This window comes from Zoogloea sp., from assembly GCF_041914405.1.
Lineage (GTDB): Bacteria > Pseudomonadota > Gammaproteobacteria > Burkholderiales > Rhodocyclaceae > Zoogloea.
This window is the reverse complement of sequence record NZ_JAYSDK010000007.1, coordinates 22,946-36,276: the sequence shown is the minus strand read 5'-3', so window position 1 is coordinate 36,276 and position 13,331 is coordinate 22,946. Positions and strand designations below refer to the sequence as shown.

Below are 13,331 nucleotides of genomic sequence, written 5' to 3'. Positions count from 1 at the left end.
GTGATTCCAGGTGTCACGGGTGCCCGGAACGGGAATCGAACCCGTAAGCCAGGCACCGGGGGAATCGCCCCCCATCCGGGTTATCGATGTACCCAAACATCGCCGTCCGAGCGACGGGAGCGTTTCTTCATAACGCAGCACTGGTTCGATCCCAGTACCGCCCATCGCCAAGATGCGGGACATGGGCCTACATGACCTTGCACCCCATGCAAGTGCGCGACCACCTCTCGGCAGGCTGGCAGGGTATCGACCCGTGCATGGTGTGCACGGGGCACTGCAGACAGCACAACGCCGGGACAAGCCCGGCGCTGGTTATGAACTGAACGCTTACAGGTGCCCGCCGATTGCCAAGCGGGCGATGTAGCCGGAGCGGGTTTCCCCCGCCGCCTTGGCGGCCCGGTCAAGACGGGAGAGCACCCGTCGTGGCAGGGTGATGTTCACCCGTTCGATCTGGTCATCGAGCATGGCCGGATCGATTTCAATCAGCGCCCAGATCCAGCCGGCGAACTCCGGCCTCCTTTGGTGCGCACCGATGGGCCGGGCCGGCGGGACAGCTTCGCCATCGTCCAGCAGCCCATCGATGTGCAGCTCGATGGCTTCGCGGGCGTGCTCGATGGCCTCATCGAGGGTATCGCCAGCAGAGAAGCAGCCGGGCAGATCGGGCACGACTACCCCCCAGGCGTGGGTATCGTCACCGGGTTCGATTGCAATCGGGTAGCGCATGGTCAGGATCTCCATTACTTCAGGCCGGCTTGCTTCAGGATGGAATGCAGCGTGCCGGGCGGCAGGTCTTTCTTCGGGTGCGGCACGGTGACGCGGCCGGGCTTGGATGGGTGCTTGAACTGGTGATGGCTGCCACGAACGGCGACCTCTTCCCAGCCATCGGCCTTGAGCATTCGAATCACATCGGCACTGTTCATGGTGTGTAGCATACACACGCACCGGACATGCCGACAGTAAGACAACAGCCCCACCATGAAGAAAAATGGCGAAAGCTCCCCGGATGGTCACTGTCAAAACTGCCAAATTGAGAAAAGACAGTTTTGGCAGTTCGGTTTCTAGCGCACATGGACAAAATTCAGCCTCAGTGCCGTGCAGGCACGAGCGGCACCGACTTGGGATTGACCACGTACAGTTGCCGCGGCTTGGTACGTGAAGGCTCCTGCCACTCCTCCAGGTGCCCCAGTTCCACCAGCAACCCAAGGCCCTCGGCCACGCGCTTCTGATCGGCCAGCCCCGACCAACCCGGCCGCCACACGTCGCGGCTACCGAACCCCTCCCGCGCCAGATCCCCCTTCCTGATCCGCTCCAAAATCCGCCGGGCCGTGTCCGCCTCGCTACCCTGGGCGACCCCATAGCACCGCCGGGCGTGCGTCTCCAGATACACGGCCCAGTGCAGTGCCCGTAGCGTCGAGGCAAGGCCGATCGGGCCGCTGTGCCCGTCCCCGAGGTGGAAGGTCAGGGCCAGGGCCGGGACCAGCTTGCGGTACTTGGCCAGGTGGGACTCCAGGGCTGGGTACAACTCGCCCGAGCGCAAGCCGGCTTCGAAGCCGGTACGCCAATCGGTGAAGGCTTCCAGGGCTTCGGGATCGAAGCGCAGGAAGGGCGGGCCGTCCTCGCCTTCCTGCTCAGCCCCGCGGGCCAAGGCATCGAGGGCGTCCAGCTCGTCAAACACGGCGAAGGCCATGTCCTTGGCAGGGCCGTCCGGGTAGCGGTCTACGTTCTTCCAGGTACCGCCGGTCTCTGGCCACACCAGCAGGCCGAAGCGGGCCAGCATACCGTCGTCCGATGCCCCGCCGCGTAGTGTGGCGCGCAGGTACTCCCCGAGGGGGCCGGGCTGGGCACCGCCGATCACGCCCAGGCACACCGCCGGCACGCGCCGATGGCCGCGGCCGATGCGGTCGAAGGTCCAACCGTCTTTGCCGTTCCAGCCCGTCATGAGGAAGGCGCGCAGCTCAGCGGCGTCTTCCCGGTCCAGGCCAGCAAGCCAGCCGGGCAGCTCATCGCGGACCACCAGCAGGCCACGCGGGTTCTCGATGAGCTTCTCGGCCAGGGCTTCCACGGTCGCACTGGCCACCGTGTAGCGGCGCAGGATCGGGGCTTCGTCCGCATCGGGTGTGAGGAAGTTGGCCACGTCCACCAGGGCGTTGGGGTCCTTGCGGAGTGCCCGGGTTGCTTCCGACTTTCGGGCTTCGGCCCGAGCCTTGGCGATCTCGGCTTCGGCCCGCCATTGCCCTTGGGCTTGTGTCCATGCCTCCAGCGCACGGGCTTCGAGGCGCACGATGGGGGCCAGGGCCGCCATCATTGCCGGGCTTTTCATCATGCCTGGGCGCCCGACGATGCAGCCCCACAGGTTGGGAAACTCCTGCCAGTCGCTGCGTGCCTGGGGCCGGATGGCGCAGCGCCGGCCGATCAGATTGCCGGCAGCGGCCACCATCGGCACGGCGACAAAGTCCGGCGGGCACTGCATGCGGTCGGCCACGTCCTGCACCCACGGCCGCAGCCGATCCGGCAACAGCGCGTAGTCGAACGGGGCGACTGGTGCGAGGCCTTCCGGCAGCGGCAAGGGATCGGGCCAGGAGGCTGCCGGCCAGGTGCGGGGATCGCCCAGCGCCGGTGCCAGGGCCGCCCGTTCTTCAAGGCGGGCCGGCTCGTAAGGTCGAGCAATCGTCATCACAACCCCCCATCCTCCGGGTAGAGAAGAACGTCAGCAAGTTTCGATACGCCATAATGGGCCGCATGAAGATCGCGCCGAAACTTGCCTGCGCATGCCAGCTCGATTTCGCCACTCTCCGTAATGACAGCCAACGCAACGCCAACGATATCCCCGTTCAACGCCAACTCAGACAGCAGTGAAGCCACGCTCTCTGCATCGAGAACAGATTGATACGAAGTCTTTGCCGAATGGGCCAGGACGAGCTTTGATTTGGTTTTCATGACTGAATCTCCACACCATTGGCGACACTCACAATGAACTCCGCAGCCGGCGTGCCGCCCGGTCGAAGCAGAATCAGGCGTTTTGGTTGAACAGCAACCAACTCTGCCAACAGGTGACGAAGGCGCTGTTGATTGGGGGGTTGCGTGGGCACCACCAGCACCGACAGGGCCGCTAGGTAACGCCAATCGAGGCGGGACGGATGAAAGTCCGGCGGGCAGCAGATCGCCGGCCCCAGGCCCGTGACCGGCCCGGCCGGCCAGCGGTCGAGGAAGACCACCACCTGGCGCTGAGTGGGAACCAGGTCCCGTGCACGGGCGTCGGCTAAGTCGCGGGCGTAGGCTGGCAGGCGCCGGCCTGGAGAGCAGCGCCAGGCGGTGCGAGGGTCAGTGTGCGGCATGGTCATCGCCATCCCTCCGCAGTACGGACAAGGCCAGCTCGAAGGCGCTGACGCGCCCCTGGTAGAAGGTTTGCCCCTGGCCGGTTTCCTTGCAGGCCTGCCGCCGGCTGTCGGCGGCCTGCGCTTCCAGGAAGGCGATCACGTGGGCGAGGTGGGCGGCGTCGAAGCGTTGGGCGGTCATGATTGCCCCCGCTCATGCGTTACGCTTCGCGCGGCAGCTGCCTTCCGACGACCCCGCGGCGGCTGTACCAACCCAGGCACCAGAGACTTGAAGGCCTGGAATCCCTGATCCTGGCAGGCGTCCCTATAGCGGGAGCATTCACGCCGCCACTCGATATCGCCTTCCGGGCTGTATAGCCGAGTCATTCTCTCCAGCTCCTTCATCCGAAGCTGAATTCGAACTGTGCCGAAATGGAAAGGATTGCGGTGTCCCCACCTCAAACTCCACCAATCTCCTTCTCGCTGGTGGCCTTTTGATCCTGGCGCTCTCTTGCGGGAAAGGGAAAAATTGAACACCCCAGAGCTCCAGTGGCGCTTCGTATAGCCCTTGGGCCACTGCATGCCCTCGGGAATCAGTCCTTCCGCTTCCAACTGGGCACGGGTGCCCTCGTACACGCAATAGCCATACTCGGGATCGAGACGAACGATCAGCTCTTGGTTGGGTGTGTTCACGGGGGTGCTCATGACCGATCCCCCTTCACGAACGGGCAGAGACGCCGCGGTAGGTTATCGAGGGCGGCGATGTCGGCCACGCGGCGGGATACCGGTGCCGGCATGGCCGGGGCGGCGGCCGTCAGGTAGCTGAACAGCGGGGCAAGGCCCGTGCGGCGCGGCAGCGTCGAGGGCAATGCCTTGAAGGTGCGGGGGCTCATGCTCCGGCCCGCCTGGCAAAGGTCAGGCGGAAAGCCAGGGCCGGGCCGGCGAAACAACGCAGGGCACGGTACAGGTGCAGGGTGTGGATGGGTGATGCAGGCGCGTGCAGACGTCTGCACGCCAAGACGAGGGTTGCCATGGTGCTACTCCTACTTTGCGGACTAAATCCGCACCCCGCTGCTAAACGGGGGGCGGGCCGAAGCGGGGTTAGCAGACCGGAAAGTAGGCACCGGCAGCCCGTGAGGGCTCCCCACCCGGCCCGCCATTGATCAGGGCGCACCAAGGGTGTTACGGACGCAAAAAAAGCCGCATGGCGGCTTGAGTCCGCCTACTTTATTCAGGCTGCTAAACCCGGTCACCACTGTTTAGGTGACGGTGGAGAGTATCAACCCGGCATCGTGGACGCGTCAAGCGGTAGCTTGAACGGAACGAATGAATCACCCGTTCGCACATCACGCTACTCGCCTAGAGCCGAAGGCTCCCCCTTACTTGAGAGCGTTGCGGATAATCTCCCGCGTCTCTTCAGGAACATCCGTCCGGCTAGTCTTCACCAGCATCCTGGCATCGTCTTCAAACACCTGTGCCCAGAGTGCCCACAATTCGGGTGTGTAGACCAAGGACTCACCGGAGGAAGCGCGGCTCTCCAAGTGCTCAGCCAAAGCTGTCCGATACAAACCCTCAGTGCGGCTGCCGGCATCTGCAGCTTCGGCTTTGTTCCAACGGATTGCCACAGCCAAGCTCAGAAACAAGCCCTGCCCTTGCTGGATGTTGTACCGTGCCCCTCGACAACGCGGAGCCCCCGACCCCCACGTGTGGGAGCGCAGCAACAGCGACTGCGTTCGGGTTGGGTGCAGACGCCTGCATTTCCCGCGAAAGCCGGGTGGGGAGAGTTCCGCGCCAGCCTGCGCAGGGCGACGGTCTGAACGGTAGAAATGTTCCGATTGTTCCTACTTAGTGAACTGAGAGTAGGAACAACTACTATCCGTCGGAACCCGCGCTGTTACTGGGTTTGCTGACGCTGTTCCGACGGTTCCGACTGTTCCGTCCGGTTTTCAGTCCTTCGGCCCTTCAACGTCTGCGTTTTCATCGCAAAACGCATCATCGGCTTCGTCTTCGTTTGCATCGCCATCCACGTCGGCAAGGGTCATTGACGACACAATATGGCTGGCCTTGGCCACTTCACGGGCGATGGCTTCGACATCGACAGAGGTGAGCATCGGAAGCCGCTTCTGCACCTGGCCAGGGATCGTGTTCAAGATCGAGGCAGCTCGACGCCCCGATTTGACGAGGATGCTTTCGAGCAGAGGTCTAGGCGCCAGCTCGCGCCTGCTGATCGCGTTCTGCATGGCAAGACGGTCCGCCTGTTCCTTGGCGAGTCGCGCCCGCTCAGCAACAAGGTTGGCGCCACCCTCTGCGGCGCGTTCTTCAGCAGCAGCCCGCAAATGCTCACAGTATTCGCGTAACCACACGCTGCAGGTCGCACGTGGGGTGAGGACACCGCGAGACAGGAGCAAGCTCACCGTCTTCTGTGACACACCCACGAGACCAGCAAACGCATCCTGCGTGACCTGCTTATTCATCTTGACTAGCATATACCCCCCTTTGAAAAGCTCGTGAATAGGAAACTGGCGAGGTTCGCATTCCCCTTGCGGTAACCCTTCAGGAAGGACCCGCGACCTCTGCAATGACCCGATAGCCCCATGGCTAGAAGGACGGATGCAGTTGCCAAACCCGGCAACCGCATCCTCCATCAGATGGCAACCGTCGAAGCGGATGTCCAGACGTGAAGGCGAAGGGCAGATCCTGGCGCTCACCACAGAAGCCGTCGGATAGTCCTGGGCGGTAGAAGTGCGCACAGGTTTGACACGCCGGTTCGCGGACTCTTGCATACGGCGCAGATTGCCCTTCAACCCCATCCCCAACCGGTTCCATATATGCCGATGGATTTCTATTTTCGTACTCTTGAACCCTAGCCCCTTCAAAATTGATCGGAACGGCCGCCACAGTCGGAACAGATCCGCAGAACCCAGCAACGGCGCGGGTTTCGGGTGTTCCGACGTCTTTTGAGTTTGGAGGATTGTTCCGACACATCGGATCGGAACAGGATGCTTTTGCCTCATCGTCGGGCCGCTTTCGGGCTGAATCGGCTACCAGTGCAGACCAGTCAATCATGCTCGGCACCCCACCCCAAAATGGCCGGCTTTATGCAATACAGGCGGCTGGTTCCTCCAGCCCCAGGCTCTCGCACCTTGATGGGAATGTTCTTGCCGTCACCCCGTTCCAGCAGATCGACCTTGAGCAGTTCCTTGACCACCTGGGCCGGGTCAAAGCCGGTGCATAGCTCTTGCTTGAAAACCGTCGGATAGATCAGGTATTCGAACACGTGATCCTTCTCGTGCAGCGCCGCACTCTCGGCCGTAGGGCGCTTCCAGCCCGCCCGGTTCATCGTCCGCGGGGCGTGACTATCGACCACGGAAGGCCGTCGCCAATCCTCCAGGCGAGCGCCGGCATGGGCTTGAATCCATGCCTGTACCTGCTCCACCATCTTCCGCGGCTCCCGGTTCGCCTCACCGCCGAAGGCGTGCAGCCAGTCCCGGAACATGCGGAAAGCGGCCTTAATCGCCTCGCCCTGCGGCCAGCCGGTCAGGCCCCATTCGGTAGCCTTCTCGCCCGCATAGGCCACCGCAGCAAAGCGCGTCGCCGCCCGGATCGCCTGCCCGCCGGCCTTGTCGGTTAGGGCGCGTTCCTCGAAGGCTCGGCGGAGCTGTTCGAACTGAGCCGGCATCGCTTCCCGCTCTTGGATCACGCGGCGGATGAACTCGGGGTAAGCCGTGCCGTAGTGCTTGGCCGCATTGCGTTTCAGGGCCTCGGAAACGCTGGCCCCATCGGGCAGGCCGTGCAGCACGTCCCAGCAGCCAAAGCCGGCGCCGGCATCGGCGGGCAGCTCGCAGAAGCGCACCTCCTGCCCCGCGTAGGCACGTTCCTGGTTTTCTTCGAGGAACTGCGTCAGGCCGATTTCTCCGGTTGACTGAAACATGAGCGAGAAGGACGCAGTGTCCCGCAGCCCCCCGGCGGCCTGCCCGCGGCCCTTGCCCTGCCCGCTACTGAGCATGTATGCAGCTTCGCCAACAGCTCGCGGGTTGCCGGCCTGCTTGAGTTCATCCAGCAGGAGGGGCGCGTCACAGTGCCCGGCGGCAACGCCTTCAATTGCCGTCGCAGTGAGCAGCCATGTCTTTACATACGCAGCAGGGCCGCACAAGCTCGCCGCCGACTCAAGCAAGGTGGATTTTCCAGAGCTTGAACCTCCGGCCCAATGGAAGCCGCCAGGCACGTTCGGGTGAAGCCAACACAGCCCCCCGGCGAAGGCCGCCGAAAGGGCGAACGCCAGCCGGCTATTGCCCACCGCCAGGGCGGCCACGTTGGCCCGCCAGTCGTCGAGCGTGCCGGCCGGCTTGAACTGCGCGTGTCCGCTGCCGTGTGCCTGGTGCAGCCACAGCTCCGCTCCAGCGGGGGCGAGCGGGTCGGCATCTCCCCCCAGCACGAAGGACCAGCGGCCCGGCGCGGTCACGTCATCGTGCCAGCCAATGCGGGGCGTCACGCGGGCGCGGGCCGGCGGGCGGGAGCCGTTCACGTACATCTTCAGCAGTCCGCCTTTGTTGTTGCCGATGAACAGGCCCTGTGCCCGTAGTAGCTTGGCCAGGGCGGCGCCATCGCCTTCGAGCATGTCATCGGGCACCAGAACTCGGCGGCGCCGGCCGTCGTGGTCGTGGAAGGTGGCCAGGCGTTGCCAGTTGTCGCCGCGGGCGTCGCGCACCTGGTGTGTGATCTCGAGCGGGGCGCACACGAACTGTTCAACGGTTTCCCAGCCTTCGCCGCGGCGCTCAACCTTGAGGCGATAGACGCCCCGGCCTTCGTTGCCGTCGCGCAGCTCGAACACCTCGCCGCCCTGTGCCGGCGCCGGCATGCCCGGCCCTTTGGGCTTCGCCTTCGAGCGGGTGCGCTTGGCGGGCTTCTCTGGTTCATCCGAAGGCGGAGCAGGAGGCGCAGCGGGGGCTGATTCCGGGCCGCTGGCGGGGGCTTCGGCTTCGGGGGTGGGGGCTGGTGCATCCGGGGGCGTTTCATCGCCATGCGTGCCGTCCAGCAATGCGCGGCCGGCTTCGAGGATGCGGCGCACCGCGGCCAGGCCTTCACCGTCGTGGGCGCTGTTGGCCAGGTCGTTGAAGTCGGTGGGGGCCTTGCGGGTGTCCTGGTAGCCCTGCCATCGCCCGGCGGGGTCGGCCCACTCGGGCGAGGCGATCACACCCCCCACCGCCCGGGCTGCTTCCCGCGCCCGGATCAGGCCCGCGTTGCGGCGCTTGTGGGGCTGCCCGCAGGCCGGGCAAAGCTCGCCATCGGCCACGCGTACAGGGGCCTTGCAGGCGAAGCACTCGCCGAAAGCATCGTCATCGGCGCACACAATGAAGTGGGTGCCCGGGTGGGCCTCATGGATGGCGCGGGCCGCAGCTTCGAGGCTCCCCGCGTCGAAGGCCACCACTACCGGCCAGCCGCTCGCCTGGTGGATGCTGGCGGCCGTCGCGTAGCCTTCCGCCAGGCACAGCGGCACGCCTTCGGCAAGCTCGCCGATCAGGTGGAACTTGCCGGCCTTCTCGCCGTGGGGCAGAAAGTCCTTATCGCGTCCGTCCACCTTGTCGGTGTAGATCGCTTGAAGGCTGTGCAGGGTGCCGGAAGGGCTACGCATGGGGACCAGCAATACGCCCGGGATGCGGCGCCAATCCTTAAGGTGATCGTCCCACTTGGGCCAGGAGGACACCCGAAGGCCAAAGGCCGAAACCCGCTTGCGGAGCAGGTAAGGGTGATCGTCCGGGGCCGGCTTGGCACTGTTCCAGATCCCGTTTGCCTTCCGGCGGGCCTTGTCGCGCTTGGCCTTGGCTTCGGCTTCCCGTTCGGGCCGCTGGGCTTCCATGCGGGTGCGGTGGGCGGCCTCTTCTTCGGGCGTGAGCTGGCGGCCGATGTCGGCCCGCCAGTTTTCCCACTCAAGGCCATCCTTGAAGTTCTGGAAGCCACCGGCCGGGATACCATCCAGGTGCAGCAGATAGGCCCCGTCCTTCTTGCCCTTCGGGCCTCCGGACAGCTCACACCGATGCAGCTTGCCGTCTGCATCGATGCGGTCCGGCAAAAGGAGGCCGCGAGCAGCCACGGCAGTACGGAACTGCGCAATGACTTCGAACATGTTCAAGATCTGGCCGCAAGCTGAGTCTGAAGGAGCCGCACAAGAGCGTCGGCACTGGCCTGGTCAGCAAGGTGCAGTTGCGTGCTTCTGCCTGACCCGGTGTTGATGTTCACGGTCACAGCCCTGCCGGCATTCCCGTACTGGAATCCATTGGCCTGACTCCCCCCGTTGCTTTGATTTGAGGCCGCCGCCCGCCGCTGCGCTTCTGCAGCAGCCGCTTCCGTCGCTTGGCGCTCGATGGCCCCATACTGCAGGCCCTGCATAGACGAGTAGTTAGCAGGGTCCTGTGAGGCTTTCCGGTAGAAGTAGTTGTAGTCCTCCTCGAAAAACCGGGCCTGTTCGGGGGTTTGGGTATTCCGGACTGCGAGGTCACGTACATCGGGCCCAGTCGTGACGATCTCACCATTGGTATTCCGCACGAACCCATCCTTGGCTTGACCAGCAGAGCGGATGGACGAAGCGAGGCCGTCATAGCTGGAGGCCGCCCGATCGGCCGACGCTGCAGCCTGATCGGCAGAGGACGACAGGTCTCCGAAGCTGGATTCCAGCCCCCGGGTCTCGTATGCCAGCTTGCGCATGCGGTCGGCGAGGAGGTCATACTTTTCCGCTTCAAACTGCTTGGCCTTGGCGCTGGCTTCCATCACATCGAGTTCGGCCCGCTTCGCTGGCGTCAGTGCATCGGATGCTTCGAGTTCGGCCCGTCTCGCCTTCGCAACAAGCAGGATCGCCTCCGCCTCCTTCCGGGCTGCTTCCGCTTGGGCTTCATTGATCTGCAGCTCAATGCGCCACACGGCAATCTGGGCCTCGGCAATGTCCTTCTCGTTGCCGCGCTGCCGGGCTACTTCGAGGATCGTCTCGGCACGCAGCTTGTCGTTCTGCAGCGAGGCCTCGGTCAGGTTGGAGGCCGTTCGCTCTGCCGTGACATGGCGCTCGGCGGCAGCCGTCGCATCGGCAAGTGCATCCCGGTACAACAGCAAGGCCTTGGCGCGAGCCTCATCAGCGGCCTTCAGCTCGGTCGAGACACTCACGCCCTGGGCATTGAGGGCCGACAGGCGTTGATACTCGGTTTCGGCAGCATGCCACGCGTCGCGCAGGGCATACACCTGCTTGGCGTGATCGCCATAGACGGTGGTCGCGGCCTCTGCCTGAAGAGTTGCCGAGTGCGCAGCTGCGGTGGCCTGGGTGGTCTTGTCTGCTTCGGCCTGCTTCGATTCGATGGTCTTTTGCAGCGTCTCCCGCAGCTTTTCCTTGGATTCGGTCAGGGTGCCATCGAGCCGACGCTCCGCCTCGAGCGAGTCCAGCTTTGATTTGGAGATCTCCAGGTCTGCCTGAACCTGTACATCCAGGGCGCGCAGGGCTGCCTCATGGCTCTTGGCTGCAGCGGTGGCCGCATCCAGCTTTTCAACCTGAGTCCCGTAGGTGTCGGCGTAGGCTTTGAGCGAAGTCCCTTCCGAGTCGCGGGCTGCCTGCAGGGTCTTCAGGTTGTCGATCTGCTTCTTGCTCGCTTCCTCAACCTGCGTGTAGGCATTTGCTACCTTCAGCCAACTGCCGGACGACTCTGTCGCTTGCTTACCCGCAGCTGCGGCAGCTTCACCGCTTTTCGCCAGTGCTTTGGCCGTCGCCTGCCCGGTCTCGTCGATCTTCTGCAAGGTTTGCTGCGTCTGGGCATCCACTTCGCCCAGCGCCTGCTTGGCTCGATCGCTCCAACCCCTGATGCTCAAGTCGCCATTGGCGATGGCTGCAGCCATGATGCCGATCTTCTGACCGGCCGCCACGAAACCAACCGTCAGTTCGGCCACACCCTTGGCCGCCACCGCTAGGCCTTCGGACAAGGCCTTGAAGGTGCCTGTGCTGCCGACGGTGATCAGCATGTCATTGAAGCTGTTCTTGAGGCGGGCCATGTTGGCACTGAAGGTCTCGTTGGCGGCGGTGCCAACTCCGTACATTTCCCGCAAACCCTTGCTCAGTGCTGGCAGCAGATCTTCTGCGAGGACGCTGCCGTTCTCGATCATCTTGGTGAGCTCCGCCACCGTCAGGCCCGCTCCATTGGCTGCAGCCTTCATGGCCCCCGGCAAGGCTTCACCGAGTTGCCCCTTCAGTTCCTCCATCTGCACGGTGCCCTTGCTGGCCATCTGGTTCACCGCACGCAAGGCATCGTTGGTCTCCGCGCTGCTCTTGCCCAGGCTCGCCATCGCGCCGGACACTGCTTCGAAAACCTCGCGGGCGCCAGCACCTTCCATTGCGGTGCCCTTAGTTGCAGCCGTCAGCTGGGCATAGGATTTCGATGCATCCCCAACCTCAATGCCCAGCCGGCTGGCCGCATCCCGCACGTAAGCCATCTCCGCGGCAGCCCTCTCACTGCTGCCGGTAAGCAGGGTCATGGTCCTGGTCAGACTCTCCGCCTGCGCATTGGCCGAGACAAACATGCTGCCTGCCTGGAAGGCGAGGAAGGCGCCACCGAGCTGGGCCACCAGCCCATTGAACTCGCCGGCAAGGGTCTTGGTAGTTGCAGCCAGCTTGGACGATGCCGCACCCGTGCTGTCCATTTCAGCCCGCAGCACAGCGATGCGGGCCTGGCCAGCAGCAAAGGCGCGGTCGAAGTCGGCACCCGACACCTTGGCATTGGCGGCCAGCTTCATCAGGGCCTGATTGACTTCAAGGATGTCGGCCTCGATAGCGGTGGTACTACGCACACCAACCGTCGAGAACGCATTGTCCAAGGCGTTCTTCGTGCGGCTCGCAAAGGCTTCGACAGCTTTGGCTTCCAGTTCCCTTGCAGCAGCTGCTCGAGCAGAGGCGGCTTCTGCTTCAGCGTAGGCCAGCTTCTCAGCAGCGAGCAGCTCTTGCGCAGCCATCTTCTGGCGGTTCACCGAGGCCTCGACAATGGCCGCCTGGCGGTCTTCTTCCGCCATTTGGGCCTTCATGGCTTCCTGCTTCTTTGCAGCAGCCATAGCGACGATCTGCTGAGACTCCAGCGCAGCCTTCCGCTCGGCCTCGAGCACCTCCTGCGCCGCCATCTTCTGGCGGTTCTTGGAGGCCTCAATGATTTCAGCGTGGCGCAGTTCTTCCTGAGCTGCCTCATCGGTGATCTGTCCAAGCCCCTCGATGGACTTGCCCAGGGAGTCCACCTTATCAATACCCGTCACTTCGGCTTCGATTGCAACGGACGTCTTGTTTTCATTAGTCGACATGGAGAACCCCCATCAGCGTGGTCTTCCATTCATCGTTGAAGACCTTTTTGAATTGGCAAATGATCATTTTTGCAAATACATCAGGCTGGCGACACAGAGCCATACCCAGCGCATATCTAGGCGAAAAATTAGATGCTTTCATCTCGATGGACAGCACTTCAATGAAGCCCAAGAGCAATTGATTCAACTGGGTGTCTTCACCTGCCTCTTCAACCTCCTCAACCGCTTCAAAGATGTCCGGATTAACAGGTAAGCCTTGCACCGCATCCATTGCCATCCGGTGCAGATCATCATTACTGAGTGCATCGAGAAATGAATTCAAAACAGATAGGCGTTCTGGCGCAGAAAAAGAAAAATCGATTATTTTATGGGTGGTATAAATTCGTCCGACATCCGTCATCCGATCCGCAAACGAATGCGCTTGTAGCCATTGTCCAATATGGTCAAAGCTCCACTTTTCAGGGGATGCGGTACCACACGTACGGAACAACTTCAGGGCTGCTACGCCGAGGACTTCGCCCAGGAGACGGCCGATTCCGAACTCATCAATCGGAAATTTATCGGGAAAAGAGGCCACGTCCGGAAGTTGATCCAGACCGGTAACGCCATCGACACCAATGCGGAAACGGAGCGCTTCGTTCCAGCGCTGAATGAGACCGGCATCGCTACTCCGTGCAGACGTCTGCATAGAGTTAATGGGAG

At 63.2% G+C, this 13,331-nt stretch carries 12 protein-coding genes; all 12 read right to left on the bottom strand.

Annotated features, from left to right (window positions below; translation table 11 throughout):
• Positions 1-327 precede the first annotated feature (327 nt).
• Complete coding sequence (locus tag ACE3RX_RS06015) at positions 328-723, bottom strand: type II toxin-antitoxin system HicB family antitoxin (RefSeq protein WP_374481347.1); 396 nt, start codon at positions 721-723, stop codon at positions 328-330.
• A 14-nt stretch (positions 724-737) separates the two neighbouring features.
• Positions 738-920, bottom strand: coding sequence for a type II toxin-antitoxin system HicA family toxin (locus ACE3RX_RS06010; RefSeq protein ID WP_374481345.1), 183 nt, complete (start codon positions 918-920; stop codon positions 738-740).
• Positions 921-1,084: 164 nt separating this feature from the next.
• Complete coding sequence (locus tag ACE3RX_RS06005; RefSeq protein ID WP_374481343.1) at positions 1,085-2,674, bottom strand: YfjI family protein; 1,590 nt, start codon at positions 2,672-2,674, stop codon at positions 1,085-1,087.
• Positions 2,674-2,937: a hypothetical protein gene (locus ACE3RX_RS06000; RefSeq protein WP_374481341.1), complete on the bottom strand. Its 264-nt coding sequence runs from the start codon at positions 2,935-2,937 to the stop codon at positions 2,674-2,676. Before ACE3RX_RS06000 ends, ACE3RX_RS06005 begins: the two co-directional genes overlap by 1 nt.
• Positions 2,934-3,335, bottom strand: coding sequence for a hypothetical protein (locus tag ACE3RX_RS05995; protein ID WP_374481339.1), 402 nt, complete (start codon positions 3,333-3,335; stop codon positions 2,934-2,936). Before ACE3RX_RS05995 ends, ACE3RX_RS06000 begins: the two co-directional genes overlap by 4 nt.
• Positions 3,322-3,516 carry a hypothetical protein gene (locus ACE3RX_RS05990; RefSeq protein ID WP_374481337.1) on the bottom strand — a complete coding sequence of 65 codons (195 nt, stop codon included), beginning with the start codon at positions 3,514-3,516 and terminating at the stop codon, positions 3,322-3,324. The genes ACE3RX_RS05995 and ACE3RX_RS05990 overlap by 14 nt, the downstream gene beginning before the upstream one ends.
• Positions 3,517-4,015: 499 nt before the next feature.
• Positions 4,016-4,207 carry a hypothetical protein gene (locus tag ACE3RX_RS05985; RefSeq protein WP_374481335.1) on the bottom strand — a complete coding sequence of 64 codons (192 nt, stop codon included), beginning with the start codon at positions 4,205-4,207 and terminating at the stop codon, positions 4,016-4,018.
• Positions 4,204-4,347 carry a hypothetical protein gene (locus ACE3RX_RS05980; RefSeq protein WP_374481333.1) on the bottom strand — a complete coding sequence of 48 codons (144 nt, stop codon included), beginning with the start codon at positions 4,345-4,347 and terminating at the stop codon, positions 4,204-4,206. The genes ACE3RX_RS05985 and ACE3RX_RS05980 overlap by 4 nt, the downstream gene beginning before the upstream one ends.
• Before the next feature lie 913 nt (positions 4,348-5,260).
• On the bottom strand, positions 5,261-5,788 hold the full coding sequence (locus ACE3RX_RS05975; protein WP_374481331.1) for a terminase small subunit: 528 nt from the start codon (positions 5,786-5,788) through the stop codon (positions 5,261-5,263).
• A gap of 584 nt (positions 5,789-6,372) precedes the next feature.
• A complete protein-coding gene (locus ACE3RX_RS05970; RefSeq protein WP_374481329.1) occupies positions 6,373-9,438 on the bottom strand; it encodes a DUF927 domain-containing protein in 3,066 nt (1,021 codons plus the stop codon).
• 2 nt (positions 9,439-9,440) lie between these two features.
• Positions 9,441-12,629, bottom strand: coding sequence for a tape measure protein (locus ACE3RX_RS05965; RefSeq protein ID WP_374481327.1), 3,189 nt, complete (start codon positions 12,627-12,629; stop codon positions 9,441-9,443).
• Entirely contained in the window at positions 12,619-13,317 is a 699-nt protein-coding gene (locus ACE3RX_RS05960) for a hypothetical protein (RefSeq protein ID WP_374481325.1), read from the bottom strand. The genes ACE3RX_RS05965 and ACE3RX_RS05960 overlap by 11 nt, the downstream gene beginning before the upstream one ends.
• Between the last annotated feature and the right edge of the window lie 14 nt (positions 13,318-13,331).

Bases quoted from the DNA above. Each gene is read 5' to 3' on its own strand.
- ACE3RX_RS05995 (WP_374481339.1), bottom strand. From the start codon at position 3,335: ATGCCGCACACTGACCCTCGCACCGCCTGGCGCTGCTCTCCAGGCCGG.
- ACE3RX_RS05990 (WP_374481337.1), bottom strand. From the start codon at position 3,516: ATGACCGCCCAACGCTTCGACGCCGCCCACCTCGCCCACGTGATCGCC.
- ACE3RX_RS05970 (WP_374481329.1), bottom strand. From the start codon at position 9,438: ATGTTCGAAGTCATTGCGCAGTTCCGTACTGCCGTGGCTGCTCGCGGC.
- ACE3RX_RS06015 (WP_374481347.1), bottom strand. From the start codon at position 723: ATGCGCTACCCGATTGCAATCGAACCCGGTGACGATACCCACGCCTGG.
- ACE3RX_RS06000 (WP_374481341.1), bottom strand. From the start codon at position 2,937: ATGAAAACCAAATCAAAGCTCGTCCTGGCCCATTCGGCAAAGACTTCG.
- ACE3RX_RS05985 (WP_374481335.1), bottom strand. From the start codon at position 4,207: ATGAGCCCCCGCACCTTCAAGGCATTGCCCTCGACGCTGCCGCGCCGC.
- ACE3RX_RS06005 (WP_374481343.1), bottom strand. From the start codon at position 2,674: ATGACGATTGCTCGACCTTACGAGCCGGCCCGCCTTGAAGAACGGGCG.
- ACE3RX_RS05980 (WP_374481333.1), bottom strand. From the start codon at position 4,347: ATGGCAACCCTCGTCTTGGCGTGCAGACGTCTGCACGCGCCTGCATCA.
- ACE3RX_RS05975 (WP_374481331.1), bottom strand. From the start codon at position 5,788: ATGAATAAGCAGGTCACGCAGGATGCGTTTGCTGGTCTCGTGGGTGTG.
- ACE3RX_RS06010 (WP_374481345.1), bottom strand. From the start codon at position 920: ATGAACAGTGCCGATGTGATTCGAATGCTCAAGGCCGATGGCTGGGAA.
- ACE3RX_RS05965 (WP_374481327.1), bottom strand. From the start codon at position 12,629: ATGTCGACTAATGAAAACAAGACGTCCGTTGCAATCGAAGCCGAAGTG.
- ACE3RX_RS05960 (WP_374481325.1), bottom strand. From the start codon at position 13,317: ATGCAGACGTCTGCACGGAGTAGCGATGCCGGTCTCATTCAGCGCTGG.